The following is a 25,220-nucleotide window of genomic DNA, read 5'->3' on the forward strand; positions in this document are numbered from 1 at the left end:
CCGGAAGTACATCCCGCTTGTGGCATATTTGATGAATGGCAGAATTCAAGCAGTCCACCAAGCTTCATAATGTCCTTTACGACATCCGTGGACCGATTCTTCAGGCCGCCCAGCAGATGGAGGCAGAGGGTCACCGGATCCTCAAACTGAACATCGGCAACCCCGCACCTTTCGGTTTTGAAGCGCCGGACGCGATCTTGGTGGACATGATCCGCCACCTGCCCCACGCCCAGGGATACAGCGATTCCCGCGGCATCTTCTCTGCCCGCACGGCCGTCTCGCAGTACTACCAGACCCGCGGCATCCAGAGCATTCATGTGGACGACATCTACCTGGGCAACGGCGTCAGCGAGCTCATCACCATGTCGCTGATGGCCCTGCTCGAAGAGGGCGACGAGATCCTGATCCCCACCCCGGACTATCCGCTGTGGACCGCCTCGGTGGCACTGGCCGGTGGCCGTCCGGTCCACTACCTCTGTGATGAGGAGTCCGGCTGGCAGCCCGATCTGGAGGACCTTGAGGCCAAGATCACCCCCCGCACCAAGGGCATCGTGGTCATCAACCCGAACAACCCCACCGGCGCCGTCTATCCGGAAAGCACGCTGCGCAAGATCGTGGCGCTGGCCGAAAAGCACGGGCTGGTGATTTTCGCCGACGAGATCTACGAGAAGATCCTCTACGAGGACGCCGTGCACGTGAACATGGCAGGCCTCACTGGCGACGACGTGCTGTGCCTGACCTTCAGCGGGCTCTCCAAGGCCTACCGCGTCTGTGGCTACCGGGCCGGGTGGATGGCCATCTCCGGCCCCAAGAAGGAAGCCGCGGACTACCTTGAAGGCATCAATCTGCTGGCCAACATGCGGCTCTGCGCCAACGTCCCGGCCCAGCACGCCATCCAAACTGCCCTGGGCGGATACCAGAGCATCAACGACCTCATCCTGCCCGGCGGCCGCCTGCTGGAACAGCGCAACAAGGCCTACGACATGCTCAACGCCATCCCGGGCGTCAGCACCCAGCAGGCGCGGGGAGCGCTTTACCTGTTCCCCAAGCTGGACCCTGAGGTCTACAGCATCCGGGACGACGAAAAGTTTGTCCTGGACCTGCTGAAGGAACAGAAGATCCTGGTTTCCCACGGCCGGGCGTTCAACTGGGTCCGGCCCGACCACTTCCGGATGGTGACGCTGCCCAACGTCAAGGACATCGAGGAAGCAATTGGCCGGATGGGAGACTTCCTCAGCAGGTATCAGGGGAACTAGCCTTTACCCACAGTCAACCGTGGAAAGAGGACCCGATGGCAGGCCTTGTGGAATTCACGAAGTTACCGTCCGAATCTTTGAAAGTCGGCAAGGGCTTCAAGCTGGCGGATGTTGATCCGGACGCGACCCTGGGCTATCCAGGGAACAAGGCCGACGGCGAGGTGCTCCTTGAGGAGCTGGACGCGAAGCTCGCGCAGCTCCAGGAGCAGCTGTTCGCCGAGTCCAGGTTTGGCGGTACCAAGCGTGTCCTGTTGATCCTGCAGGGCATGGACACTGCCGGCAAGGGCGGAATCACGAAGCACGTTCTGGGCGCCATGGATCCGCAGGGCGTCCAGTTCAAATCCTTCAAGGCCCCTACGCCCGAGGAAAAGGCCTACGACTTTCTCTGGCGGATCGAAAGGGAGGTCCCGGCCGCCGGGATGCTGGGGGTCTTTGACCGGTCCCATTACGAGGATGTCCTGATCCACCGGGTTCACCGCTGGGCGGACCCGAAGGAGCTTGAGCGCCGCTACCGGGCGATCAACGAGTTCGAAGCAAGGCAGGCGGCGGTGGGCACCAAGATCGTCAAGGTCATGCTGCACATCAGCAATGACGAGCAGAGAGCACGGCTCGTGGCCCGGCTGGACAATCCGGCCAAGCACTGGAAGTACAACACCGAGGACCTGAAACAGCGCGCCTTCTGGGACGATTACATGGCCGCCTACCAGGCAGCCTTCGATGCCACCACCACGGACTACGCGCCCTGGTACGTCGTGCCCGCCAGCAAGAAATGGTATGCGCGCATCGCGGTGCAGCAGCTATTGCTGGAGGGGCTCGGCGAGCTTGATCTGGAATGGCCCAAGGCCGAGTTCGATGTTGAAGCCGAGCGACGCCTCGTCGAGCGGTCCTGAACCGGACCTGGTCTCCGGCTAGATTCGCTGCCGCTCAGCTGTCCTTGCGGGCAGCAGCGAGCCGCTTTCTGGCGCCCTCCAGCCAATCCTCACAACGCCGGGCCAAAGCCTCGCCCCGTTCCCAGAGGGCCAAGGAATCCTCAAGGCTGGTACCGCCGGCCTCGAGCTTGGAGACCACGGCCACCAGCTGTTCCCGTGCTTCCTCGTAGCTGAGGGCATCGATGTCCGTAGGCAGTGCGGGGCCCGGCTGGGTTGCGCTGTCCGGCTCTGCGTTGCCTGACTGGTCTGTGCTGATGCTCGGGTCTGTCATGTTTCCTGGCCTGTCGTGTCGGTGGTGATGTCGTTGGGTGCTGGCGCCGGCGTGATTTAGGAGCCGGGTTACGGTGCGCCGGTGGATTCGGCGCCAAACCGCCCACCGGCCACCCGGACCGAGAGTGAGGTTCCCGCGGGGGCCTCGGACGGCTGGCGGACGACTGCGCCGCCGGACCCGGAAAGCTGCACCACGGCGTAACCGCGGTCCAGGGTCTGCTGCGGTGACAGGGCCCGGACCTGCGCCTGGAGGTGAACCAGCTGGTCGGAAGCCCTCGTGACGGCGGCGCTGATTGCCGCGGTGGACCGGCTGGCCAGCCGGTGCACATCTTCCGCGCGCGCCGTGATCATGCTCTCCGGTGCCGCGAGGACTGGACGGGACCGGACTGCCGCCAGCCGGTCCGTTTCCCGGGCCACCAGCATTGTCACGGAGCGGCGCAGCTGGGCTTCGGCCTGCCGGACCCGTGCGAGTTCTTCCGAGACCTCCGGAACGATGCGCTTGGCCGCATCCGTGGGCGTGGAGGCCCGGAGATCGGCGACGTCGTCCAGGATGGGCCGGTCCGCCTCGTGCCCGATCGCGCTGACCACCGGAGTCACCGCAGCCGCCACGGCGCGGATGAGTTCCTCGCTGCTGAACGGCAGCAGGTCCTCCAGTGCGCCGCCGCCACGGGCGATGACGATGACGTCAACCTCGGGACGGGCATCGAGTTCGCGCAGCGCCTTGACCATCTGCGACACGGCGGTGTTGCCCTGCACGGCGACCTCACGGATCTCGAATTCGACTGCCGGCCAGCGCAGGGCCGCGTTGCGCAGCACGTCCTTCTTGGCATCGGAATCGCGCCCGGTGATAAGCCCGATCCGGTGGGGGAGCAGCGGCAGGCGCTTTTTCCGCGACTCGGCAAACAGGCCTTCCCCGGCGAGGGCATGGCGCAGCCGTTCTATCCGTGCGAGGAGGTCGCCCAGTCCGACTGGGCGGATGTCCTTCACTGACATGTTGAGGCGCCCGGTCTTCAGCCAGAACTCAGCCTTGAGCAGGGCCACCACCCGGCTTCCGCGTTCAAGCGGCGTCTCCTGCCGGTCGAGCAATTTGGACCAGATGGAAGCCGGCAGGGAGATCTCGGCGTCGACATCCCGGAGGGTGAGGAACGCGCTGCCCCCACGCCTGTTCAGTTCGATGACCTGACCTTCAACCCATGCGGCCGGTGCGCGCTCGATGTGGGTCTTAAGCTTCTGGGAGAGCAAGTGCAGCGGCCAGGGGTTGTCCGGGCTGGTCTCGGCGGCCGTGGCCGGCACCGTGGTGGGCTCGCCCGCAGGCGCCGTGCCGGGTGCCGGGACGGTGGCGTTTTCAGCCATGTGCAGCCCCGGTGGCGGCGAATGCCAGTTGCATGGTCGCGGTCCTTTGCCTGTGGATGGTGCGTGCCGGTGGGTCAATCAACTCTATCCATAGCTCTATCACCGGGCTCCGACATTGCTAGTACCCGGCAACGTGATAAACGGCATTTTTCGAACGCCCTGCTTTTTCGATCGCGGGATGGCGCGCCTAGGATGGCAGTGTCCTCCCGACCAGCTAGGAATCCCTTGCGCTCATTTCTTGCGGCCTTGGCCGTCATCCTTGGTCTTCTCCTCTCCGCAGCCGCCGTTCCGGCCATCTGGGTGGAGCGCAACATCGTGCAGGAGGACGGCTTCGTTGCCCTGGCGGCACCACTCGGTAAGGATCCGGACTTCCAGAAGCGCCTCGCGACGGCCGCCGTCAACAGCATTGATACCGGCGGCGCCATCCCGGCGCAGGTGGCCGCGCTGGTCCGGCCGGTGCTGGAAAAGGCGGCAGCCTCCCTCACCGGCCTGCCTGAGTATCCGGCTGCCTGGGAAGAGACGCTGCGGAAGAGCCACCGCCTTAACTTCGCCGATCCGGCATCCCTGCCGCCCGAAGCGGATTCCAGCACCTCGCTGACCCTGGATGTGGCCCCCCTCGTCGCCCTCGCCGCCAAACAGATTTCCGCCCAGGTGGGTGTTCCGCTTGAAGCCCCGGGCCAGACGTTGGTCAACATTGGCCAGGCCAACCAGCGCCAGCTCGTTGAACGGGTTTCCGCTTACGCGCCGCTGGGATACAGCCTGGCCGTCGGTGCCGGGGTGGCATTCCTCCTGGCGCTCGTGACCGCCCGCCGGCGGTGGAAAGTCCTGGCCGGCACCGGAGTGGGCGCGCTGGCGCTTTCCGGGCTGTGGACGCTGGCGTCCCGTTGGGCCGCCGACGCCGTCATGGGCACCGCGAGCGGAAATGAAATGGCAGACCTGTTCAAGCAGGAGTTCGTGGCGGCTTCCGCTGCCGGGTTCGCATCCTGGACGCTGGCTGCGGCGATCGCCGGTGCAGCACTGATCGCGGCCGGCGTGCTGCTGAGGGTGGTCGGCGGTCCTGCCCGCAGGCGATGAGCCGCCCGGAGGGTTGCCGCCCAGCCGGTAGCATGGAGCAATGACTTCCTCCGCAGTTTCGCTTTCGATGCCAACCGTCCCGCGCCGGCGGCGCTCGCCGGAGGAAGTGCTCGCGGCGGCACCAGTCCCGGGCCCCAAGAAGGTTCTGCTGGCAGCCCCGCGCGGATACTGTGCAGGCGTGGACCGTGCCGTCATCGCCGTCGAAAAGGCCCTGCAGCACTACGGACCGCCCGTCTATGTCCGGAAACAGATCGTCCACAACGTCCACGTCGTCAGCTCCCTTGAGGAGCAGGGCGCCATCTTCGTGGACGAGACGGACGAAGTGCCCGAGGGTGCCCTGGTCATTTTCTCGGCCCACGGCGTGTCGCCGGCCGTGGTCCAGTCCGCGGAGGACCGCGGGCTGCGCACGATCGACGCAACCTGCCCCCTCGTGACCAAAGTCCACAAGGAGGCCGTCCGGTTCGCCAAGGACGATTTCGACATCCTCCTGATCGGCCACGACGGCCACGAAGAGGTTGAAGGAACGTCCGGCGAGGCCCCCGACCACATCCAGATCATCAACGGCCCCCACGAAGTGGACAAGGTGACCGTCCGGGACCCCGAAAAGGTCATCTGGCTTTCCCAGACCACCCTCAGCGTGGACGAGACCATGGAAACTGTCCGGCTGCTCAAGGAACGGTTCCCCACGCTGCAGGATCCGCCCAGCGACGACATTTGCTACGCCACGACCAACCGGCAGGTGGCCATCAAGAAGATCGCGCCCCAGGCGGATCTGGTGATAGTGGTGGGTTCGGCGAACTCCTCCAACTCCGTCCGCCTCGTGGAGGTGGCACTCGAGTACGGTGCCAAGGCGTCGTACCGTGTTGACTTCGCCAACGAGGTGGACGAGTCCTGGTTCGAGGGAGTTGCCACTGTGGGCGTCACCTCGGGCGCGTCCGTTCCGGAGGTCCTGGTCAAGGACGTGCTCCGCCTCCTGTCCGACTACGGTTACGACGCCGTCGAGGAGATTGTGACCGCAGAGGAAGACCTCCTCTTCTCCCTGCCCAAGGAACTCCGTGCCACGCTCAAGGAAGCCGGGGACGTGTCCCGCGCCCTCGGCGGACGCCGGTCGCGCTAGCAGCGCCAACCTGATCCCAACGCTTCCTCACGTCCTGCAGGTTTTTGGGCGACCCTTCCTCACGTCCTGCAGGCTTTTGGGCGACCCTTCCTCACCCGGCGTCGGCAGGTCTGGCCCGGCCCGGCTTCAGGTGCGGAAGCGTCGGGCCGGAAGCGACGGGATCTGCGGGAGCGTCGGGCCGGAAGCGACAGGATCTGAGGAAGCGTTTGAGTGGCCCGGAAAAGAACGACGCCGGAACTCACCTGGAGTTCCGGCGTCGTGCGTTTTGGTGCTTTAAGCGGCGTCCTCTTCCTCCACAGCCGCCCGCAGCTCGCCAGTTTGCAGTTCCGGGGCTGCGAGGGACCGGGGTGTGACCTGGACGGCCGGGGGCGTGACCAGCCCGCTGGTGTCCAGGGCATTGAGTTTCCGCGCGGTTGGGAGCACGCGTGCCTCCAGCGTCCCGACCATCGCGTTGTAGCGGTCCACCGAGCTTTTCAGGGAGGACCCCAGCTTGCCCACGTTGTCCCCGAGCGTGCCCATCCGCTCGTACAGCTGCCGGGCGAGTTCGAAGAGTTCCCGCGCACTGTCCGTGAGAACGTCCTGGCGCCACGTGAACGCCACGGACTTGAGCACCGCGAGCAGCGTGCCGGGGGAGGCCAGCACAACGTTCCTGGACAGTGCGTGGTCCAGGAGCGCAGGGTCGGCGGAGAGCGCGGCGGCGAGGATGGATTCGGCCGGGACAAAGCAGATCACCAGTTCCGGCGAGTTCCCGGAAATGTCCCAGTACTTCTTGGTGCTGAGGGCGTCCACATGGGTCTTCAGTGCTTTGGCGTGCGCCGCCAGGAGGTTTTGCCGCGCTGCCTGGCTGAGCCCGGGCTTGTCACTGGCAGACTGTCCCAGCTCCTGCGCCTCCAGGTAGGCGGACAGCGGGACCTTGGCGTCGACAACGAGCTGCTTGTCGCCCGGCAGCTGGACCACAAGGTCCGGGCGGACGGCGGCCTCGGCGCCAGATGTGCCGTGGTGCTGCTCATGGAAGTCGACGTGCCGCATCATGCCGGCCGCCTCCACAACACGGCGCAGCTGCACTTCGCCCCACTGGCCGCGGGCGCTGTTTGAGCGGAGCGCCGACTCAAGCGCATGCGTGGACCGCATCAGCTGCTCGTCCGTGAGGCGGGCTTCCTGCAGCTGCTGGGCCAGCTGCCCGTACTGTTCAAGCCGGTCCCGTTCCAGCAGGGATACCTGCTGCTGGACCGCCGTCAGTTTCTCAGCCACCGGCGCCAGTGCCCGCAGGACACTGGCGTCCTGATCGCGCGTCATTCCCAGGTCCCGGTTCTGGGCGGACAGGAGCTTCCGCTCGGCATCCGCGGCAGCATACTGGGCGCTCACCTCTGAAAGCCGCGCCGAAACGCCGTCGAAATCCGCCTCCAGGGCGGTGCTCCGGCGGCGCAACACCACGTACACCGCGCCGGCGCCGGACACGGCGCCCAGCAACAGCATTAAAAGGGCCAGAATGACTGCAAAAGGTTCCATGCCTTCACTGTGGCACGGGGCTGTGACATTTATTGGAAAGGCAACACCCGCCGGCTGAGTGGCCGGCGGCGTGGGCGCCGGCAGTGGGCGCCGGCAGGGGATGGCCGCACGGCATGGGGGCCGAACGGGTAGAATCAATGTCCGTGGCTCTTACTATTGGCATCGTCGGACTGCCCAACGTCGGCAAATCAACACTTTTCAACGCACTGACCCGCAACCAGGTCCTGGCCGCGAACTATCCGTTCGCCACCATCGAACCCAATGTCGGCGTCGTGAACCTGCCGGATCCCCGGCTGGCGAAGCTGGCGGCCATTTTCGGATCCCAGCGGCTGCTTCCCGCCCCCGTGTCCTTCGTGGACATTGCCGGGATCGTGAAGGGCGCGTCGGAAGGCGAAGGCCTGGGCAACAAGTTCCTTGCCAACATCCGCGAGGCCGAGGCCATCGCGCAGGTTGTCCGTGTGTTCGATGACCCCGACGTTATTCACGTCGACGGCAAGGTGGACCCCCGCTCCGACATGGAGACCATCAACACCGAGCTGATCCTGGCCGACCTTCAGACCATTGAAAATGCCATTCCCCGGATCGAAAAAGAAGTAAAGATCAAGAAGCGTGAGGCCGCCGAGCTGGCGGCCATCAAGGCGGCCCAGGCCGTCCTGGAGCGTGGCGACACCATCTTCTCCTCGATCAAGAGCGACAAACTGGAGATGGGGCACCTCAAGGAACTCGGCCTCCTGACCGCCAAGCCGTTCATCTATGTCTTCAACGCCGACGAAGCGATCCTGGGCAGCCCGGAGAAACAGGAGGAGCTGCGTGCCCTCGTCGCTCCCGCGGATGCCGTCTTCCTTGACGCCAAGCTCGAGTCCGACCTCGTCGAGCTGGATGAGGAAGAAGCGCGCGAGATGCTGGAGATGAACGGGCAGGACGAATCCGGGCTGGACCAGCTGGCCCGCGTCGGCTTCCACACCCTCGGGCTGCAGACCTACCTGACGGCAGGACCCAAGGAAACACGAGCCTGGACCATCCACCAGGGCGACACCGCGCCTCAGGCCGCCGGCGTCATCCACTCGGACTTCCAGCGCGGCTTCATCAAGGCTGAGGTTGTCTCCTTCAATGACCTCATCGACGCCGGTTCCATGGCGGAGGCCAAATCGCGCGGCAAGGTCCGCATCGAAGGCAAGGAATACGTGATGGCCGACGGCGATGTGGTGGAGTTCCGCTTCAACGTGTGAGTTTCCGCTGAGCTACTCAGTGATTGAGTATTAACGGCAAAAAGCCCCGATCCCTTGGATCGGGGCTTTTTCTGTGATTGGTGCTTCTACCCTCCGGGCAACACGGCGTCAAGGAAAAGCACAGTTGATCTTTCGCCCGGCAACAGCTTGGTTGCATCTCGATAACAACCTTTACTGAGGGACAACTTTCGGACCGCAGGCGGCGGGTTCGGGTCTAGGCTTCTTGTCATGTGAGACTCGCCACATCTCACTGGGGGGATGTAGCGGGTCTGGCCGGCGCCCACAGCGCAGGTCTTTTCCACACTCACAGAAACATAGGAGGCGGAATGCGATTCAGTCGTATTTCCAAAGCAGTAGGCGTTGCAGCCGCGGCTGCACTGGCGCTCAGCGCCTGCGCGAGCACCAACGGCGGGACAACCCCGTCCAGTAATGCGGCCGGCAAGCAGGGGGGAACAGCCACTGTAGTTGAGGTCAACGCGTTCAACACCTTCAACCCCAACACGGCCGACGGCAACACTGACATCAACTCGAAGGTCAGTTACGCCACACACTCCGGGTTCTACTACATCGATAACCAGCTGAACGTCGTCCACAATGACAAGTTCGGCAAGATGGAAAAGACGTCTGACAGTCCGCTGACCGTCAAGTACACCATCAACGAAGGTGTGAAGTGGTCCGACGGCACACCCGTCACCGCAGCGGACCTGCTCCTGCAGTGGGCGGCCTTCTCCGGGTACTACAACGACGCCGACGCCGACGGCAAGACGGGAACGTCCTACTTCTCCTACGCCGGCGACCCCACGGGTCTCGCGCTCACCGATTTCCCCGAAATCGGCGACAACAACCGCTCCATGACCATCAAGTACTCCAAGCCGTTCGCTGACTGGGAGATCGCGCTGGGCGGACCGGGCATTGACATCCCGGCCCACGTCCTGGCCAAGAAGGCCGGCCTGGCAGACACGCAGGCGTTCATTGACCACCTCAAGGCACTGCCTCGCGGCGACGCCAAGTCGCCCAAGACCGCCGATGCCAAGCTCAAGGCCATGTCCGACCTGTGGAACACCGGCTTCGACTCCAAGACCCTGCCGAGTGACCCGAGCCTGTTCCTCTCCAACGGCCCGTTCGTTGTCCAGAGCATCAACCAGGATCAGTCCCTGACCATGGTCCGCAACAAGGACTACAACTGGGGCCCCGAGGCCAAGCTGGACGAAATCACCGTCCGCTACATCGGTTCCTCCCCGGCCCAGGTCCAGGCGCTGAAGAACGGCGAAGCCGACATCATCGCCCCGCAAGCTTCGGCTGACACCCTCGACCAGCTCAAGGCACTCGAGAGCCAGGGCGTTACGGTGGACCAGGGCAACCAGCTCTCCTACGACCACATCGACCTGAACTACTCGGGTCCGCTCGCGGACAAGAACGTCCGTGAGGCGTTCATGAAGACGGTTCCGCGCAAGGACATCGTGGACAAGATCATCAAGAAGCTCGACGCGCAGGCCAAGCCCCTGGACTCGCAGCTGTTCGTTCCCGCGCAGCCCGCCTATGACGCTTCGGTGCAGGGCAACGGCTCCTCGGCCTACCAGGACGCGGACGTTGACGGTGCCAAGAAGCTCCTGAACGGCGCCACCCCTGAGATCCGCATCATGTACAACAAGGACAACCCCAACCGTGTGGACGCGTTCTCGCTCATCCGCGAGTCCGCAACCAAGGCCGGCTTCAAGATCGTCGACGGCGGACTTGGTGCCTCTGACTGGGGCAAGGCGCTCGGCAAGGGCGGCTACGACGCCACGATCTTCGGCTGGATCAACCCGGGCGTCGGAGTCTCCGGCGTGCCGCAGATCTTCCGCACCGGCAACGGGTCCAACTTCAACAAGTTCAGCGATCCGGAAGCCGACAAGCTGATGGACGAACTCATTGTCACGACCGACCGCAGCAAGCAGGACGACCTCATCAAGCAGATCGACAAGAAGATCTGGGACTCTGCCTACGGCCTCCCGCTGTTCCAGTCCGTTGGTGTTGACGCCTACAGTGACCGCATCACCGGTGTGAAGTTCATGCCGAACCAGACGGGCGTCTGGTGGAACTTCTGGGAGTGGGCCGAGAAGTAAGCCCGTGCCCCGAAGTGCAGCAAGCTAGGTGAGGCGCCGGGACCATGCACCACGGTCCCGGCGCCTTGCAGCGCCATCTCCCGGCAGTGCCTGTGTTGGCAGCACAAGCAGTAAGGCGCCGCCAAACCTGCGACCGGTCCGGGCAATCCCTGGGCCCGAATCCTGAGGTTCTATCACAATGGTGACCTACATAGTCCGGCGCCTAGTCACCGCCGCACTCATCCTTTTGGGCGCATCGTTCCTGGTGTATCTGCTGACCGCCGCATCAGGCGATCCACTCGCAGAGTTCCGCGCCAGCAGCGCGCCGAACAAGCAGCAGCTCATGGACTCGAGGTCCGCGCTGCTGGACCTCGATACGCCGGCCCCGGTGAGGTATTTCAAGTGGCTCGGCGGCGCAGCCCAGTGCATCGTGCCCTTCGCCGGTTCCTGCAACCTCGGCAAGAACATCGCCGGGCAGCCCATTACGGACGCGCTGGGCCACGCTCTCATCCAAACACTCACGCTCGTGACAGGGGCCGCCGTCCTGGCCATCCTCGTGGGCATCACGTTGGGCATCATCACCGCCCTGCGCCAATACAGCACCCTGGATTACGGCGTCACCTTCATGGCGTTCCTGTTCTTCTCCCTGCCGATCTTCTGGGTCGCCGTCCTGCTCAAGGAATTCGGCGCCATCGGCTTCAACAACTTCCTCCGGAATCCGGAGATTCCGCTGCCTGTCTCCCTCGGCGTCGGGGCGGTATTCGGCGTCGTGGCAGTGATCGTGGCAGGCGGGGACGCCCGGCGCAGGGCACTGACCGGCGGCATCGTTTTTGCGGTCGTCGCCGCCGTCCTCGTCTACTTCTCCGTGACCCAGTGGTTCAAGACCCCAGGCCTGGGCCCGGTGGTCATCGCCATCGCGGGGGTGGGCATCGCCTTTGCCGTGACCCTGCTGACCGCAGGCCTGCGGAACCGCAAAGCACTGCAGTCCGCACTGATTGCCGTGGGCGTGGGAGTGGTTCTCTATTTCGTGATCCAGCCGCTGCTGAACCAGGCAACGTTCCTCATGGTGGTGCTGCTGGCCATCGCTGCGGTCCTGGTCGGGGTGGCCATCGGCTACTTCATGGGCGGCTACGACCGCGGACAGTCCATGCGTGCCGCCGCCCTTACGTCCTTCCTCGTGGGCTTCCTCGTCTTCCTGGACCGCTTCATGCAGGCCTGGCCCGCGTACTTCAACAACAGCAGGGTCCGGGGACGGCCCATCGCCACCATCGGCGCCGGCACACCGAACATCGAGGGTGATTTCTGGATCCTGGGGATTGACTCCTTCACCCACCTCATCCTTCCCACCACCGCGCTCATTCTCATCTCCCTTGCTGGCTACACACGGTTTACCCGGGCCTCCATGCTGGAAATCATGAACATGGACTACATCCGGACGGCGCGTGCCAAAGGACTTTCGGAACGGACCGTGGTGATGCGCCACGCCTTCCGCAACGCCCTGATTCCGGTGGCCACCATCGTCGCGTTCGACATTGGCGGCCTTATTGGCGGCGCGGTCATCACCGAGACGGTCTTCTCCGTGCGGGGCATGGGGTTCCTGTTTCTCGACGGCATTCAGCACGTTGACCCGAACCCCGTCATGGGCGTCTTCGTTTGCGTCGCCATCACGGCCATGGCGTTCAACCTCATCGCGGACCTCGCCTACTCCGCACTGGATCCACGAGTAAGGGTGAAAGCATGAGCCAGCCCAGCCAGCAGGATGAAATCATGGCCGAGCAGGCCGGCCTGCGGCAGGAAGCCGCCGGTATCGAGCCTGTTTCCGAAGCCCGGGGCCTGAGCCAGGGCCAGATTGTCCTCAAGCGCTTCCTTGGCCACTCCGGCGCCATCGTCGGCCTTGCCGTCTTCGCCATCATTTTCGTCATGGCCTTCACGTCCGTCGGCTACGCCGGAATCCCCGGCTGGTGGAAGTACACGCACGAAGACGTCTCGCCGCTGCTCAACGACGGCACTCCCACGGCTTCACTGTGGCCCCTGGCCTGGGGGGAGCATCCCTTCGGGCAGGACCGGATCGGGCGCGACCTGTTCGCCATGACCATGCGCGGTGCCCAGCAGTCCATCACGATCATGGTGGTCATCGGCCTCATCGCCGGCCTCATCGGTGTGGTGGTCGGCGCACTGTCCGGCTACTTCCGGGGCTGGATGGAAGCCGTCCTGATGAGGCTCACAGACGTCATCATCATCGTCCCGGCGCTGCTGCTCGCCGCGGTCATGGCGCAGCTGGCAGGACGCCGGGATGAAGGCAGTTGGTTTGCGGCCTTCGCCAGCAGCAACGGTGTCCTCGCACTCGGCATCTTCCTCGGGCTGATCAGCTGGGTGGGCCTGGCGCGGCTCATGCGCGGCGAGTTCCTCACCCTGCGGGAGCGCGAGTTCGTCGACGCAGCGCGGATTTCCGGTGCCAGCAACGCCCGGATCATCTTCAAGCACATCCTGCCCAACGCTGTGGGCGTGCTGATCGTCAACGTCACCCTCACCATGTCGGCGGCGATCCTGACCGAAACGGCCCTCAGCTACCTGGGCGTGGGCGTCAAATCCCCGGACACCTCGCTGGGCCTGCTCATCTCGCAGAACCAGGAAGCCTTTGCCACCCGCCCCTGGCTGTTCTGGTTCCCCGGCCTGTTCATCGTCCTCATCTGCCTGAGCATCAACTTCATTGGTGACGGCCTGCGTGACGCCTTCGACCCGCGGCAAAAGAAGTTCAACGCCAAGAAGGCCAGGGACGCCGGGGCAACAGTTCCGGAAGCCACGCCGGTGACTGCCCTGGACAGCAAGGCTGATGACGGCCGGACCGCCGGCGGGGACAGGGGAGCCTGAGGTGCTGCTGCGACGCCGCGGGCGGGTGCAGCGCGCTGCCTGCCTACAGGACGGCCACGCTCCAGTAGCTAAGCCCGACGAGGACCAGGGCTGCCGCAGTTTCCCGCCAGCGGAATCTCACGCTGACCGGAGTGGTCTCGGCTGCCCCGGCATCGAGGAGCCCGGATTCGACCAGCTGCTGCCAGCGTCCGCGGACCAGCTGCGCGGCCTGCCCCGAGTCGGTGCTCTTCAGATCGCCCGGGCGGACGGAATTTCCGGGCCCGTACGTGCTGTCCGGCAGTCCCCGGAGGTCCTCCGGGCGGGCGTTGCGTCCGCCCCAGATGCCGGGGGCGGGAGCCGCCCAGGCCCCGTAGCTTCGGCCGGGCGTGATGAGGGTCAGCGCGTAGCGTGTGTCCACCTGCACCAGCGCCGCCCACGGCACCGTGATGGAGCGGAACGGATTTTCAATGGTGACGCCGTCATCGTGGACAACCACCGCCGGACGCCAAAACAGCAGCCAGCCCAGGTAGGCGATGAGCAGCAGCGGCCCGGCACCGGCCAGGGCGGGGACTCCGCCCGCCGTGACCAGGCCGGCCAGCCCGGCGGCCGCCACGAACCACGAAAATCCGGCAAACCATTTGTTGGTGCGCGCTTTGAAGATTGCGGCGTTTCCGGCATGCGGCACAGTGCTCATGCCCCCAATAATTCAGTATTCCCGGCCGCAGCACTAATCTCAGCTGCCTTGCTGGCCGGGGTGGAAGGAAAACCCCAACATGTCTGACTACATCAGCCCTGACCGCCCGTCGTCGGACCCGCTGGAGCCGGACTCCATCGAGCCCGGCGCCGGAAGGCGGAGGGCGGACGGGAAGGGTTCCGTCGTCCTGGAAGTGCGCGACCTCAGCGTCGACTTCGGGGTGGAAAAGAAGTGGGTTCCGGCCGCCGTCGGACTTAACTATGAGGTCCGGGCCGGCGAGGTCCTGGCCATCGTGGGCGAGTCCGGCTCAGGCAAGAGCGCCAGTTCCATGGCATTGCTCGGCCTGCTGCCCGGCAACAGCAGGGTGTCCGGGAGCGTCAGGCTCTCCGGCAAGGAGCTGCTGGGCGCGGATGCGGGCAACATCCGCAGCGTCCGCGGCAAGGATGTTGCCGTCATCTTCCAGGAGCCCATGACGGCGCTGAACCCGGTCTACACGGTGGGTGCGCAGATCGTCGAGACGGTGCGGCTTCATAACGAGGTCTCACCGGACCAGGCCAAGGAGCGCGCGCTGCGGATGCTGGAGCTGGTGGAGCTTCCCGATCCGGTGAAGGCGTTCAAGTCCTATCCGCACCAGCTCTCCGGCGGCCAGAGGCAGCGTGCCATGATTGCCCAGTCGCTGTCCTGCGATCCCAAACTGCTGATCGCTGACGAGCCCACCACCGCCCTGGACGTCACGGTGCAGGCGGAAATCCTGGACCTGATGAGGAACCTGCGCAACAAGCTGGACAGCGCCATCGTCCTGATCACCCATGACATGGGCGTCGTGGCGGACCTGGCTGACCGGATCGCCGTTATGCGCAAGGGGCTGATCGTGGAGACCGGCACCGCCGAGCAGATCTTCCACAACCCGCAGCACCCGTACACGCAGGCGCTGCTGGCGGCAGTGCCGCACCTCGGGCAGGGCGGAACCGACGCCGCGCCGGACGTGGACGTGACAGCAGCGCTGGCAGCGGCCACCCACGCCGAGCTTGAGTCCGTGGACCACGACGAACTGGTCCGCCGCGAGCGGGAGAACGCTGCAGCCCTGGCGGCTGCCGAATCAAGGGGACCCGTGGGGGAGCCGGTCCTGGAGCTTACCGACGTCGCCATCGAGTACCCGAAGCAGGGCCGTGTGCCCGCCTTCCGCGCCGTCGAGGGTGCCAACCTGACCATCCATCCCGGCCAGGTGGTGGGACTCGTGGGGGAGTCCGGGTCGGGCAAGACCACCATCGGGCGCGCCGCCGTCGGACTGCTGCCCGTGGCTGCCGGAACGATGCGCGTGGTGGGGCAGGACATCTCCGCAGCGAAGAAAAACGGCAAACAGCTGCACCAGGTCCGGCGCCACATCGGCATGGTGTTCCAGGACCCGTCCTCGTCCCTGAACCCGCGCCTGCCCATCGGTGAAAGCATCGGCGAGCCGATGTTCCTTGCCGGCGTCGCGAAGGGCGCCGACCTGCAGAAGCGCATCGAGGCGCTGCTGGACCAGGTGGAGCTGCCGCGGAACTACCGGAACAGGTACCCGCACGAGCTGTCCGGCGGGCAGAAACAGCGCGTCGGCATCGCCCGGGCACTGTCGCTCAAGCCGAAGCTGATGGTGGCGGACGAGCCAACATCGGCACTGGACGTGTCCGTGCAGGCCAAGGTCCTGGAGCTGTTCCAGAACCTCCAGCGCGAGCTCGGCTTCGCCTGCCTTTTCGTTACCCACGACCTCGCCGTCGTGGACGTGCTGGCAGACCGCATCTGCGTCATGCAGCGCGGCCGGATCGTGGAGCAGGGCACCCGCGACCAGATCCTGCGCAACCCGCAGGAGGCCTACACGCAGAGGCTGCTTGCCGCCGTGCCGCTGCCGGATCCGGAAAAGCAGCGCGAGCGCCGGGAACTGCGGGCGCAGCTGCTGGCCACCGGAACGGAGTAGCCGGAGGAGTTGTGGGAGAGTCCGGTCCAGGAGTGAGTTGCATCATAATCGGGGCATGATACCAGCGGGTAACTTGTGCCGTTAAATCGTCCGGCGTGTCCAACACCATTCGGTCACGGTTTGGCAACGGCGTATCACTATTTGGACGGTTTGCGGTTAGGCTACATGCTTGTGTTGCCCACGTCACAGATCACCTCTGTGTCCTGGGCTTCGGGGATATACACAGTCCCCACCAATCTCTCCCACAAACTCCTAGGAGGCGGAATGCGTTTTGCGCGCACTTCCAAAGCATTGGGCATGGTGGCCATCGCTGCCCTGGCCCTGTCCGCTTGCGGTGCCGGAGGCGGCACCAGCAACGGTTCCGGCAACGCTGCCGGAGATCCCAACAAAGTCATCACGGCCTACAGCAACGAGCCGCAGAACGCGCTGCTGCCGGCCAACACCAACGAGGTCTACGGCGGCCGCGTCGTGGAACTGCTGTACGAAGGCCTCCGCGCCTACGACCCCAACGGCAAGCCAATCAACGCCTTGGCTGAATCCATCGAATCCCCGGACGGCCAGAACTACACCATCAAGGTCAAGAAGGGCACCAAGTTCACCAACGGCGAGGAAGTTACTGCAAAGAGCTTCGTAGACGCCTGGAACTTCGCTGCATTGAGCACCAACCTGCAGAACAACGGCACATTCTTCGAATCGGTCGAAGGGTACGCCGACGTCAGTGCCGTCAAGACCGAAAAGGGCGCCGACGGCAAGGACAAGGATGTTCCTGCGCCCACCGCCAAGACCATGTCCGGCCTGGTCCTGAAGGATGATTCCACCATCCAGGTCAAGCTCAGCCAGCCCGAGGCTGACTGGCCCCTCCGCCTCGGCTACTCGGCGTTCTACCCGCTTCCCTCCGAGGCCATCAAGGACCCCAAGAAGTTCGGTGAGGACCCCGTCGGCAACGGCCCGTACAAGCTCGCCAAGGAGGGTGCCTGGGTCCATGACCAGTCCATCTCCCTGGTCAAGAACGGGGATTACAGCGGCCCCCGCGCGGCCAAGAACGGCGGCGTGACCTTCAAGTTCTACACCGACCCGGGCCCCGCCTACACGGACATCCAGGCCAACAACCTTGACGTGACGGACGTGCTCCCCACCAACGCGCTGCGGACGTACGAGACCGACTTCCCGGAAAACCACCTGAACAAGGCCTACGCCGGCAACGCCACGCTGAACATTCCGGTCTACAACCCCAACTTCCAGGGCGAGGCCGGCAAGCTGCGTCGCCAGGCACTGTCCATGGCGATCAACCGCGACGAGATCACCAAGGTGATCTTTAACGGCACCCGCATCCCGGCCAAGGACTTCACCGCTCCGGTCATCGACGGCTACAACGAGAATGTCACCGGCTCCGAGGTCCTGAAGTTCGACGCCGCCAAGGCCAAGGAAGTCTGGGCCAAGGCTGAGGCCATCAAGCCCTACGACGCCTCCAAGCCCCTTCAGCTCGCCTACAACACCGACGGCGGCAACAAGGAATGGATCGACGCGGTCGCCAACAACATCAAGAACAACCTCGGCATCCAGGCCGAGGGCCAGCCGTTCGCGAAGTTCGCCGAGATCCTCAACCTGCGCAAGGGCAAGACCCTCCCGGGGCTGACCCGTGCCGGATGGCAGGCAGACTACCCGTCGCTGTACAACTTCCTCGGCCCGCTCCTGAAGACCGGCTCCAGCTCGAACTACGAGGGCTACTCGAACCCTGAGTTCGACAAGCTCCTCACGGAAGGCCTGGGCGCGAAGTCCACGGATGACGCCAACAAGAAGTTCACCCAGGCGCAGGAGGTCCTCTTCAAGGACCTGCCCAACCTGCCGCTTTGGTACCAGGCCCGCCAGGCCGTGTGGAGCCAGAACGTCACCAACGTGGACAGCGGCTGGAACGGCGTGCTCCAGTACTACAACATCACCGCCAAGTAGTTCCTGGAAACACCCACATCAGTCGGTTCATGGGGGTCCGGCCACACACGCCGGGCCCCCATGGCCGTGAACCAGCATGAAAGCTGTCCCATGAATCCCCAATTTCAATTCCCCGGGGAGGAACTGCTGTGATCCAGTACGTCCTCCGCCGGCTGGTGCAGGTTATTCCCGTATTTGTCGGGACCACCCTGCTCGTCTACTACATGGTGTTCGCCCTTCCCGGCGACCCCATCGCCGCCCTCTTCGGCGACAGGCAGCCCAACCCTGCCGTCATCGCTGCCCTGCGGCAGCAGTACAACCTTGATGAACCGTTCTGGGTCCAATACGGTTTGTTCCTGAAGAACCTGTTTACCTTCAATCTCGGCAACGACTTCACCGGGCAGCCCATCGCTGCCACGCTGGCACGGGTCTTCCCCGTGACAGCGATGCTGGCCGTCGAAGCCCTCGTCATCCAGGGCGTCTTCGGCGTAGCCGCGGGCCTCTTCGCCGGCCTGCGCAAGGGCAAGCTCTTCGATTCCACGGTGCTCATTGCCTCCCTGGTGGTTATCGCTGTCCCGACGTTCGTGCTCGGCTTCGTGCTGCAGCTGGTGGTCGGTGTGCAGCTGGGATGGGCCAAACCCACTGTGGGATCAGACGTCTCCTGGGGGACGCTGCTGCTCCCGGCATTTGTCCTCGGCCTGGTGTCCTTTGCCTACGTTCTCCGGCTCACCCGGGCGTCCGTCATCGAGAACATGAACGCCGACTACGTCCGGACGGCCACGGCCAAGGGCCTCTCGAGGCCCCGCGTCGTCCTGGCGCACATCCTGCGGAACTCGATGATACCCGTGGCCACATACCTCGGCGCCAACCTGGGCGCGCTGATGGGCGGCGCCATCGTCACCGAAGGCATCTTCAACGTGCCCGGCGTCGGGCAGAAGCTGTACCAGGCCATTTTGCGCAGCGAAGGCCCCACCATCGTCGCGATCGTCAGCGTGTTTGTGCTCATCTTCGTGGTGGCGAACCTGCTGGTGGACCTGCTCTATGCCTGGCTCGACCCGAGGATCCGCTATGACAAGTAACTACAAGGCAGAGCACTACGTCGCACCCATCGACGAAACGCCGCTGCTCGCCACCGACTCCGTCAAGACGGACCAGGCCCCCCTGAGCCTGTGGGCCGAGGCATGGCGAAAGCTGCGCCGACGCCCGCTGTTCATCGTGTCATCACTGCTGATCGTGCTGCTGGTGGTCATTGCGCTCTTCCCGGGTCTTTTCACCCAGGTTGCGCCCAACGACAACTGCGACCTGCAGTTCTCCGACGGGGCGCCGCAGGCCGGCCATCCGTTCGGCTACACCTTCCAGGGCTGCGATGTCTTCTCGCGCGTTGTCCACGGAACGCAGGCGTCACTGTCGGTAGGCGTGCTGTCAGTCATTTTCGTGCTGATCATCGGCGTGACGCTCGGTGCGCTGGCCGGCTTCTTTGGCGGTTGGCTCGACGCCGTCATTGCCCGCCTCGGCGACATTTTCTTCGCGCTGCCGCTGGTCCTGGGCGCGCTCGTGATCACGCAGCTGCCTTTCTTCAAGGACAACAAGAGCGTCTGGACCGTGGTCATGGTGATCGTGCTCCTGGCCTGGCCCCAAATGGCCCGCATCACCCGCGGCGCCGTCATTGAGGTCCGGAACGCCGACTTCGTGACCGCCGCGCGTTCCCTCGGCGTTTCCAGGATGGGGTCGCTGCTCCGGCACGTGCTGCCGAACGCCCTTGCCCCCATCATTGTGCTCGCCACCATGGAACTCGGTGTGTTCATCGTGGCCGAGGCCACTCTGTCCTTCCTGGGCATCGGCCTGCCCGGCAGCGTCATGTCCTGGGGCAATGACATCGCCGCGGCCCAGTCCTCACTGCGGACCAATCCTGCCGTCCTGCTGTACCCCGCAACGGCGCTGTCCATCACCGTGTTGAGCTTCATCATGCTGGGCGATGCCCTCCGCGATGCGCTCGACCCGAAGAGCCGTCAACGATGAAGGTGCCACTCATGACAACTTCCAAGATCAGCGTCAGCGAAGCGGGCGCAGCGGATGTGAAGCCCCTGCTGGAAATCAGGGACCTCGCCATTTCCTTCGCCACCAGCGGCGGCGAGGTGCAGGCGGTGCGCAACGCGCACCTGACCATCATGCCCGGGGAGACGGTCGCCATCGTGGGCGAGTCCGGTTCCGGAAAGTCGACGACGGCGCTCGCCGCCATCGGCCTGCTGCCCGCGAACGGCCGGGTCTCCGGTGGCCAGATCCTGCTCGACGGAGAGGACATCGCCCACGCGCCGGAGAAGCGAATGATCGAGCTCCGGGGCAACACCATCGGCATGGTTCCGCAGGACCCGATGTCCAACCTGAACCCGGTATGGAAAATCGGCTACCAGGTCCGCGAAACGCTGCGGGCGAACGGCCGCCCCGCCGGGCCCGACGACGTCGCCAAGGTCCTTGCCGAGGCGGGACTTCCGGACGCGCACCGGAGGGCAAAGCAGTACCCGCACGAGTTCTCCGGCGGCATGCGCCAGCGGGCGCTTATCGCCATCGGCCTGTCCTGCCAGCCGCGGCTGCTCATTGCCGATGAACCGACCTCCGCCCTGGACGTCACGGTCCAGCGGCAGATCCTGGATCACCTGGAGAAGATGACCACCGAGCTTGGCACATCCGTGCTGCTCATCACCCACGACCTTGGCCTCGCCGCGGAACGCGCCGACAAGGTGGTGGTGATGTACCGGGGCAACGTGGTGGAGGCCGGGCCATCCCTGGAACTCCTCCGAAACCCGCAGCACCCGTATACGCAGCGACTGGTGGCCTCGGCGCCGTCGCTGGCGTCGCGCCGCATCCAGGTGGCCAAGGAACTGGGCGTGGACTCCGATGAGCTCCTTGCCCCGGCTGAGGCCCCATCCGGGGTCCCGGCACAGCAGGACAAGCCGGCGGAAGTCCTGCGCGTCGAGAATCTCAGCAAGGTCTTCAAGCTGCGGTCCGGCATCGGGCGCTCCACTGACTTCACGGCGGTGGATTCCGTGTCCTTCGGCGTAAAGCGGGGCACCACGACGGCGATCGTGGGCGAGTCCGGTTCCGGCAAATCCACGGTGGCCCAGATGGTGCTGAACCTCCTGCCGCCGACGTCCGGCAGGATCGTGTTCGACGGCGTGGATACCGCCACGCTGAACAGCAGGGAGATCTTTGCGTTCCGCCGGCGCGTGCAGCCGATCTTCCAGGACCCCTACGGTTCCCTCGACCCGATGTACAACATCTTCAGGACCATCGAAGAGCCTCTGCGGACCCACAAGGTGGGCAACAGGGCAAGCCGCGAAAAGAAGGTCCGCGAGCTGCTGGACCAGGTGGCACTGCCGCAGTCCACCATGCAGCGGTACCCGAACGAGCTCTCCGGCGGCCAGCGCCAGCGCGTGGCAATTGCCCGCGCCCTCGCATTGGATCCGGAGGTCATCATCTGTGACGAAGCGGTGTCCGCGCTGGATGTGCTGGTGCAGGCGCAGGTACTGAACCTGCTCGCGGACCTGCAGGCCAACCTGGGGCTGACGTACCTGTTCATCACGCACGACCTCGCCGTGGTCCGGCAGATCGCCGACCACGTCTGCGTGATGGAAAAGGGCAGGCTGGTGGAGACGGGGGCGACCGACGACGTTTTCGACGCCCCGCAGCAGGAATACACCAAGGCGCTGCTCAACGCCATCCCCGGGGCCAGCCTGATGCTTCCCCCGGAAGTCGCCACGGCGTAGCCCAGGGCAGCTAAGAACAGGAGCCGGTTTCCACCCGCGGTGGATACCGGCTCCTGTTCTTTTAACGGAAATGCCCAAATGACAGCTAGGACAGGGCAAGCCCCAGCGCGGCGAGCCTGTCACCCAGCAGCGCGCCCAGGGCGCGGTGCCCCTCGCCGTTCATGTGGACGCTGTCCTTGAGCTGCGACTCCAGCCCGTAGCGGGTGAGCCAGTCCCCGACACTGACGAACGGAATGCCATGGTCCGCGGCGACGGTTCCCAGCAGTGCGTCAACCTCGGCGCGCCGGACGCCGCCGTGCTCCGCTCCTTTGCCCAGGGTTCCCACCATGGCCAGCTTCGCGCCAGGGTAGCGCTGCTTGATCGTGGTGATCAGCCGGTCTGCGTTGGCCGAGATCTGCTCGTTGCTGGCCCCTTGCTTCGCATCGTTTCCGCCGCCTTCGATGAGCACCAGCGGGGGAAACCCGTAGGGCAGGTGCCAGTCGCCGCGCTGCAGGGCATCGACGTAGTTTCCGGTGGTGCCGTTGGAGGCGACGAAGCCGGTGCCGCCCTTGCCGCAGAAAAAGACGTCGTAGCCCAGCCCTGCGAGGGCGCGCCGCGGCCAGCTGGCCTGCGGCTCCGACTGCGAGTCACCGATCAGCAGCGCAGTGTGGGCGATGTTGCCCACAATGACCTCGTCCCGCCCGTTGGCCGGATTGCGGTACAAGGCTCCGGCCGGAAGGCGGGCGGGGTCGACGGCGGCCCTCAGGTCGCTCACGACCGCCGAACCGGCGGCCACGGCCTCACCCGGGGCCGCCACCGGGGCGACGGCGCGCGGGGCCGCCGTCGCAGTTCCGGCGCCGGACGCCGGTTCCGTTGCGGCGCCGCAGCCCGCCAAAAATACGCTGGCGGCGATGACCGGGCCAATCGGGAGGGCCCGTGTCGAGGCTTGTAACATCCGTGGACTCCTGGCCTGTTCGAAAAGTGGTCTAGCCAATAGTGGTGGATCACTTTCGGAAAAGCCAGTGATTTTGCTCACATGACGCCCCGTGGGATTCACGATTTGGTAACGGGCCCGGGGCAGGGGATGGTGCCTGTTTTAGGCCAATAAATGGCTGAGCGTTTAGACTGGCAGTAGGTGCCCTGTGTTAAGGGTCTGATCCGTCGTGCGTTCCGGTTGGAAATGTCGCGATACAACAGCTGACTTCACCACTGAATCGAGCAATAACGCATGTCTGAAACCACCACCAACACCGCGGTAGCAACTGCAGTTCGCAGTGACCTGCGCAACGTCGCGATTGTGGCCCACGTTGACCACGGCAAGACCACCCTTGTGGACGCCATGCTCAAGCAGACCAACTCCTTTGCCGAGCACAACCACCTCGAAGACCGCGTCATGGACTCCGGTGACCTGGAGCGCGAAAAGGGCATCACCATCCTGGCCAAGAACACCACGGTGGCCTACAACGGACCGTCCTCCGGCGGCGAAACCATCACCATCAACGTCATCGACACCCCCGGCCACGCCGACTTCGGCGGCGAAGTGGAGCGCGGGCTGTCCATGGTGGATGGCGTCGTTCTCCTCGTCGATGCCTCTGAGGGCCCGCTGCCCCAGACCCGTTTCGTCCTCCGCAAGGCCCTCGCCGCGCACCTGCCGGTGATCCTCCTGGTCAACAAGACCGACCGCCCCGACGCCCGCATCGAAGAGGTCGTCCACGAGTCCATGGATCTGCTCCTGGGCCTGGCCTCCGACCTCGCCGACGAGGTTCCCGACCTTGACCTGGACAAGATCCTCAACGTCCCGGTCGTTTACGCCGCCGCAAAGGTAGGCCGCGCGTCCCTTGAGCAGCCGGCCGACGGTACTGCCCCGGAGAACGAGGACCTCGAGCCGCTCTTCAGCGCCATCATCGAGCACATCCCCGCCCCGACCTACAACCCCGAGGGTGTCCTGCAGGCTCACGTCACCAACCTGGACGCCTCCCCGTTCCTGGGCCGCCTCGCCCTGCTGCGCATCTACAACGGCACCCTTCGCAAGGGCCAGCAGGTTGCCTGGGCCCGTGCCAACGGTGAGCTCAAGACCGTCAAGATCACCGAACTCCTCGCCACCAAGGCCCTCGAGCGCGTTCCGGCCGAGTCCGCCGGCCCGGGCGAGATCGTCGCCGTCGCCGGCATCGAGGAAATCACCATCGGTGAGACCCTGACCGACGTCGAGAACCCCCAGCCGCTGCCCCTGATCACCGTTGACGATCCCGCGATCTCGATGACCATCGGTATCAACACCTCCCCGCTGGCCGGCAAGGTCAAGGGCGCCAAGGTCACCGCCCGCCAGGTGAAGGACCGCCTGGACAAGGAACTGATCGGTAACGTCTCCATCAAGGTTCTCCCCACCGAGCGTCCGGATGCCTGGGAAGTCCAGGGCCGTGGCGAGCTGGCCCTGGCCATCCTGGTCGAGCAGATGCGCCGCGAGGGCTTCGAGCTGACCGTGGGCAAGCCGCAGGTGGTCACCAGGACCGTCGATGGCAAGATCCACGAGCCGATGGAGCACATGACCATCGACGTGCCGGAAGAATACCTCGGCGCTGTCACCCAGCTCATGGCAGCCCGCAAGGGCCGCATGACCAACATGGCCAACCACGGCACCGGCTGGTGCCGCATGGAGTTCATCGTTCCGGCCCGTGGCCTGATCGGTTTCCGCACCAAGTTCCTCACGGACACCCGTGGCGCCGGCATCGCCGCCTCGATCTCCGAAGGCTACGAGCCGTGGGCCGGCCCCATCGAATACCGCACCAACGGTTCCATGGTTGCGGACCGCGCCGGTGTGGTGACCCCGTTCGCCATGATCAACCTGCAGGAACGCGGCTCCTTCTTCGTCAAGCCCACCTCCGAGGTTTACGAAGGCATGATCGTGGGCGAGAACTCCCGCGCCGACGACATGGACGTCAACATCACGAAGGAAAAGAAGCTCACCAACATGCGTGCAGCTTCCTCGGACACCTTCGAGAACCTGACCCCGCCGCGCGACCTGACCCTCGAAGAGTCCCTCGAATTCGCCCGCGAGGACGAGTGCGTTGAGGTTACCCCGGACGCCATCCGCATCCGCAAGGTCATCCTGGACACCAACGAGCGTGCCAAGGCCAACCGCGCCCGCGCGAAGGCATAACGGCACCCTCCCGCAGGGAACTGAAACCGTGAAAAGTAGAGCTGCCGGCATGGCAGGCGGCCTGGCCGCCGC

The 25,220-nt window shown here is 64.9% G+C and carries 19 protein-coding genes; 14 read left to right on the forward strand and 5 right to left on the reverse strand.

From position 1 onward, the window contains the following. Positions 1–35 precede the first annotated feature (35 nt). Positions 36–1,256, forward strand: coding sequence for a pyridoxal phosphate-dependent aminotransferase (locus tag ACFQ50_RS05125; protein ID WP_111905289.1), 1,221 nt, complete (start codon positions 36–38; stop codon positions 1,254–1,256). Positions 1,257–1,291: 35 nt separating this feature from the next. After that, positions 1,292–2,146, forward strand: a complete 855-nt coding sequence (locus tag ACFQ50_RS05130) for a PPK2 family polyphosphate kinase (RefSeq protein WP_377994423.1) — start codon at positions 1,292–1,294, stop codon at positions 2,144–2,146. Between the two features lie 34 nt (positions 2,147–2,180). On the opposite strand, the gene ACFQ50_RS05135 is transcribed toward ACFQ50_RS05130, so the two are convergent. Continuing rightward, positions 2,181–2,456, reverse strand: coding sequence for an exodeoxyribonuclease VII small subunit (locus tag ACFQ50_RS05135; protein WP_377994424.1), 276 nt, complete (start codon positions 2,454–2,456; stop codon positions 2,181–2,183). 68 nt (positions 2,457–2,524) lie between these two features. Then, positions 2,525–3,808 carry an exodeoxyribonuclease VII large subunit gene (gene xseA, locus ACFQ50_RS05140; protein WP_377994425.1) on the reverse strand — a complete coding sequence of 428 codons (1,284 nt, stop codon included), beginning with the start codon at positions 3,806–3,808 and terminating at the stop codon, positions 2,525–2,527. A 225-nt stretch (positions 3,809–4,033) separates the two neighbouring features. On the opposite strand from xseA, the gene ACFQ50_RS05145 reads away from it, so the two are divergent. Both ACFQ50_RS05145 and ACFQ50_RS05150 read left to right on the forward strand, forming a co-directional pair. Beyond that, positions 4,034–4,882, forward strand: a complete 849-nt coding sequence (locus ACFQ50_RS05145) for a hypothetical protein (RefSeq protein WP_377994426.1) — start codon at positions 4,034–4,036, stop codon at positions 4,880–4,882. Positions 4,883–4,922: 40 nt separating this feature from the next. Next, on the forward strand, positions 4,923–5,999 hold the full coding sequence (locus ACFQ50_RS05150) for a 4-hydroxy-3-methylbut-2-enyl diphosphate reductase (RefSeq protein WP_377994427.1): 1,077 nt from the start codon (positions 4,923–4,925) through the stop codon (positions 5,997–5,999). A 273-nt stretch (positions 6,000–6,272) separates the two neighbouring features. Here ACFQ50_RS05150 and ACFQ50_RS05155 read toward each other — a convergent pair whose 3' ends face one another. After that, positions 6,273–7,508, reverse strand: a complete 1,236-nt coding sequence (locus tag ACFQ50_RS05155; RefSeq protein WP_377994428.1) for a DNA recombination protein RmuC — start codon at positions 7,506–7,508, stop codon at positions 6,273–6,275. A 143-nt stretch (positions 7,509–7,651) separates the two neighbouring features. Between ACFQ50_RS05155 and ychF the strand changes: the two genes are divergently transcribed. The 4 genes from ychF (at position 7,652) to ACFQ50_RS05175 (ending at position 13,692) form a co-directional block, all read left to right on the forward strand. Beyond that, positions 7,652–8,737 carry a redox-regulated ATPase YchF gene (ychF, locus tag ACFQ50_RS05160; RefSeq protein ID WP_377994429.1) on the forward strand — a complete coding sequence of 362 codons (1,086 nt, stop codon included), beginning with the start codon at positions 7,652–7,654 and terminating at the stop codon, positions 8,735–8,737. Between the two features lie 326 nt (positions 8,738–9,063). Then, positions 9,064–10,842, forward strand: coding sequence for an ABC transporter family substrate-binding protein (locus tag ACFQ50_RS05165; protein WP_377994430.1), 1,779 nt, complete (start codon positions 9,064–9,066; stop codon positions 10,840–10,842). A gap of 178 nt (positions 10,843–11,020) precedes the next feature. Beyond that, a complete protein-coding gene (locus ACFQ50_RS05170) occupies positions 11,021–12,562 on the forward strand; it encodes an ABC transporter permease (RefSeq protein WP_377994431.1) in 1,542 nt (513 codons plus the stop codon). Continuing rightward, positions 12,559–13,692 (forward strand): ABC transporter permease, encoded by a 1,134-nt coding sequence (locus tag ACFQ50_RS05175; protein ID WP_377994432.1) that lies wholly within the window; start codon positions 12,559–12,561, stop codon positions 13,690–13,692. The genes ACFQ50_RS05170 and ACFQ50_RS05175 overlap by 4 nt, the downstream gene beginning before the upstream one ends. Positions 13,693–13,735: 43 nt before the next feature. On the opposite strand, the gene ACFQ50_RS05180 is transcribed toward ACFQ50_RS05175, so the two are convergent. Then, positions 13,736–14,365: a PH domain-containing protein gene (locus tag ACFQ50_RS05180; protein WP_377994433.1), complete on the reverse strand. Its 630-nt coding sequence runs from the start codon at positions 14,363–14,365 to the stop codon at positions 13,736–13,738. Positions 14,366–14,444: 79 nt separating this feature from the next. Here ACFQ50_RS05180 and ACFQ50_RS05185 point away from each other — a divergent pair, with 79 nt between their 5' ends. From ACFQ50_RS05185 to ACFQ50_RS05205, 5 genes are all read left to right on the forward strand, one after another. Further along, positions 14,445–16,319, forward strand: a complete 1,875-nt coding sequence (locus tag ACFQ50_RS05185; protein WP_377994434.1) for an ABC transporter ATP-binding protein — start codon at positions 14,445–14,447, stop codon at positions 16,317–16,319. A 264-nt stretch (positions 16,320–16,583) separates the two neighbouring features. Next, positions 16,584–18,269 carry an ABC transporter substrate-binding protein gene (locus ACFQ50_RS05190; RefSeq protein WP_377994435.1) on the forward strand — a complete coding sequence of 562 codons (1,686 nt, stop codon included), beginning with the start codon at positions 16,584–16,586 and terminating at the stop codon, positions 18,267–18,269. A 128-nt stretch (positions 18,270–18,397) separates the two neighbouring features. Beyond that, on the forward strand, positions 18,398–19,327 hold the full coding sequence (locus ACFQ50_RS05195) for an ABC transporter permease (protein WP_377994436.1): 930 nt from the start codon (positions 18,398–18,400) through the stop codon (positions 19,325–19,327). After that, on the forward strand, positions 19,317–20,267 hold the full coding sequence (locus ACFQ50_RS05200) for an ABC transporter permease (RefSeq protein WP_377994438.1): 951 nt from the start codon (positions 19,317–19,319) through the stop codon (positions 20,265–20,267). Before ACFQ50_RS05195 ends, ACFQ50_RS05200 begins: the two co-directional genes overlap by 11 nt. Before the next feature lie 11 nt (positions 20,268–20,278). After that, positions 20,279–22,012, forward strand: coding sequence for a dipeptide ABC transporter ATP-binding protein (locus tag ACFQ50_RS05205; RefSeq protein WP_377994440.1), 1,734 nt, complete (start codon positions 20,279–20,281; stop codon positions 22,010–22,012). Positions 22,013–22,097: 85 nt separating this feature from the next. Here ACFQ50_RS05205 and ACFQ50_RS05210 read toward each other — a convergent pair whose 3' ends face one another. Next, a complete protein-coding gene (locus ACFQ50_RS05210) occupies positions 22,098–22,946 on the reverse strand; it encodes an SGNH/GDSL hydrolase family protein (protein WP_377994441.1) in 849 nt (282 codons plus the stop codon). 273 nt (positions 22,947–23,219) lie between these two features. Between ACFQ50_RS05210 and typA the strand changes: the two genes are divergently transcribed. Next, complete coding sequence (gene typA / locus ACFQ50_RS05215; RefSeq protein WP_377994442.1) at positions 23,220–25,148, forward strand: translational GTPase TypA; 1,929 nt, start codon at positions 23,220–23,222, stop codon at positions 25,146–25,148. Positions 25,149–25,220 lie beyond the last annotated feature (72 nt).

The organism is Arthrobacter sp. NPDC056493, from assembly GCF_042795115.1.
Lineage (GTDB): Bacteria > Actinomycetota > Actinomycetes > Actinomycetales > Micrococcaceae > Arthrobacter.

What these genes read in the sequence shown, in the direction of transcription:
- ACFQ50_RS05135 (WP_377994424.1), bottom strand. Translation starts at nt 2,456, where the DNA reads ATGACAGACCCGAGCATCAGCACAGACCAGTCAGGCAACGCAGAGCCG.
- typA (WP_377994442.1), top strand. Translation starts at nt 23,220, where the DNA reads ATGTCTGAAACCACCACCAACACCGCGGTAGCAACTGCAGTTCGCAGT.
- ACFQ50_RS05210 (WP_377994441.1), bottom strand. Translation starts at nt 22,946, where the DNA reads ATGTTACAAGCCTCGACACGGGCCCTCCCGATTGGCCCGGTCATCGCC.
- ACFQ50_RS05205 (WP_377994440.1), top strand. Translation starts at nt 20,279, where the DNA reads ATGACAACTTCCAAGATCAGCGTCAGCGAAGCGGGCGCAGCGGATGTG.
- ACFQ50_RS05130 (WP_377994423.1), top strand. Translation starts at nt 1,292, where the DNA reads ATGGCAGGCCTTGTGGAATTCACGAAGTTACCGTCCGAATCTTTGAAA.
- ACFQ50_RS05200 (WP_377994438.1), top strand. Translation starts at nt 19,317, where the DNA reads ATGACAAGTAACTACAAGGCAGAGCACTACGTCGCACCCATCGACGAA.
- ACFQ50_RS05155 (WP_377994428.1), bottom strand. Translation starts at nt 7,508, where the DNA reads ATGGAACCTTTTGCAGTCATTCTGGCCCTTTTAATGCTGTTGCTGGGC.
- ACFQ50_RS05190 (WP_377994435.1), top strand. Translation starts at nt 16,584, where the DNA reads ATGCGTTTTGCGCGCACTTCCAAAGCATTGGGCATGGTGGCCATCGCT.
- ACFQ50_RS05170 (WP_377994431.1), top strand. Translation starts at nt 11,021, where the DNA reads ATGGTGACCTACATAGTCCGGCGCCTAGTCACCGCCGCACTCATCCTT.
- ACFQ50_RS05165 (WP_377994430.1), top strand. Translation starts at nt 9,064, where the DNA reads ATGCGATTCAGTCGTATTTCCAAAGCAGTAGGCGTTGCAGCCGCGGCT.
- ACFQ50_RS05125 (WP_111905289.1), top strand. Translation starts at nt 36, where the DNA reads ATGGCAGAATTCAAGCAGTCCACCAAGCTTCATAATGTCCTTTACGAC.
- ACFQ50_RS05180 (WP_377994433.1), bottom strand. Translation starts at nt 14,365, where the DNA reads ATGAGCACTGTGCCGCATGCCGGAAACGCCGCAATCTTCAAAGCGCGC.
- ACFQ50_RS05150 (WP_377994427.1), top strand. Translation starts at nt 4,923, where the DNA reads ATGACTTCCTCCGCAGTTTCGCTTTCGATGCCAACCGTCCCGCGCCGG.
- xseA (WP_377994425.1), bottom strand. Translation starts at nt 3,808, where the DNA reads ATGGCTGAAAACGCCACCGTCCCGGCACCCGGCACGGCGCCTGCGGGC.
- ACFQ50_RS05185 (WP_377994434.1), top strand. Translation starts at nt 14,445, where the DNA reads ATGTCTGACTACATCAGCCCTGACCGCCCGTCGTCGGACCCGCTGGAG.
- ACFQ50_RS05175 (WP_377994432.1), top strand. Translation starts at nt 12,559, where the DNA reads ATGAGCCAGCCCAGCCAGCAGGATGAAATCATGGCCGAGCAGGCCGGC.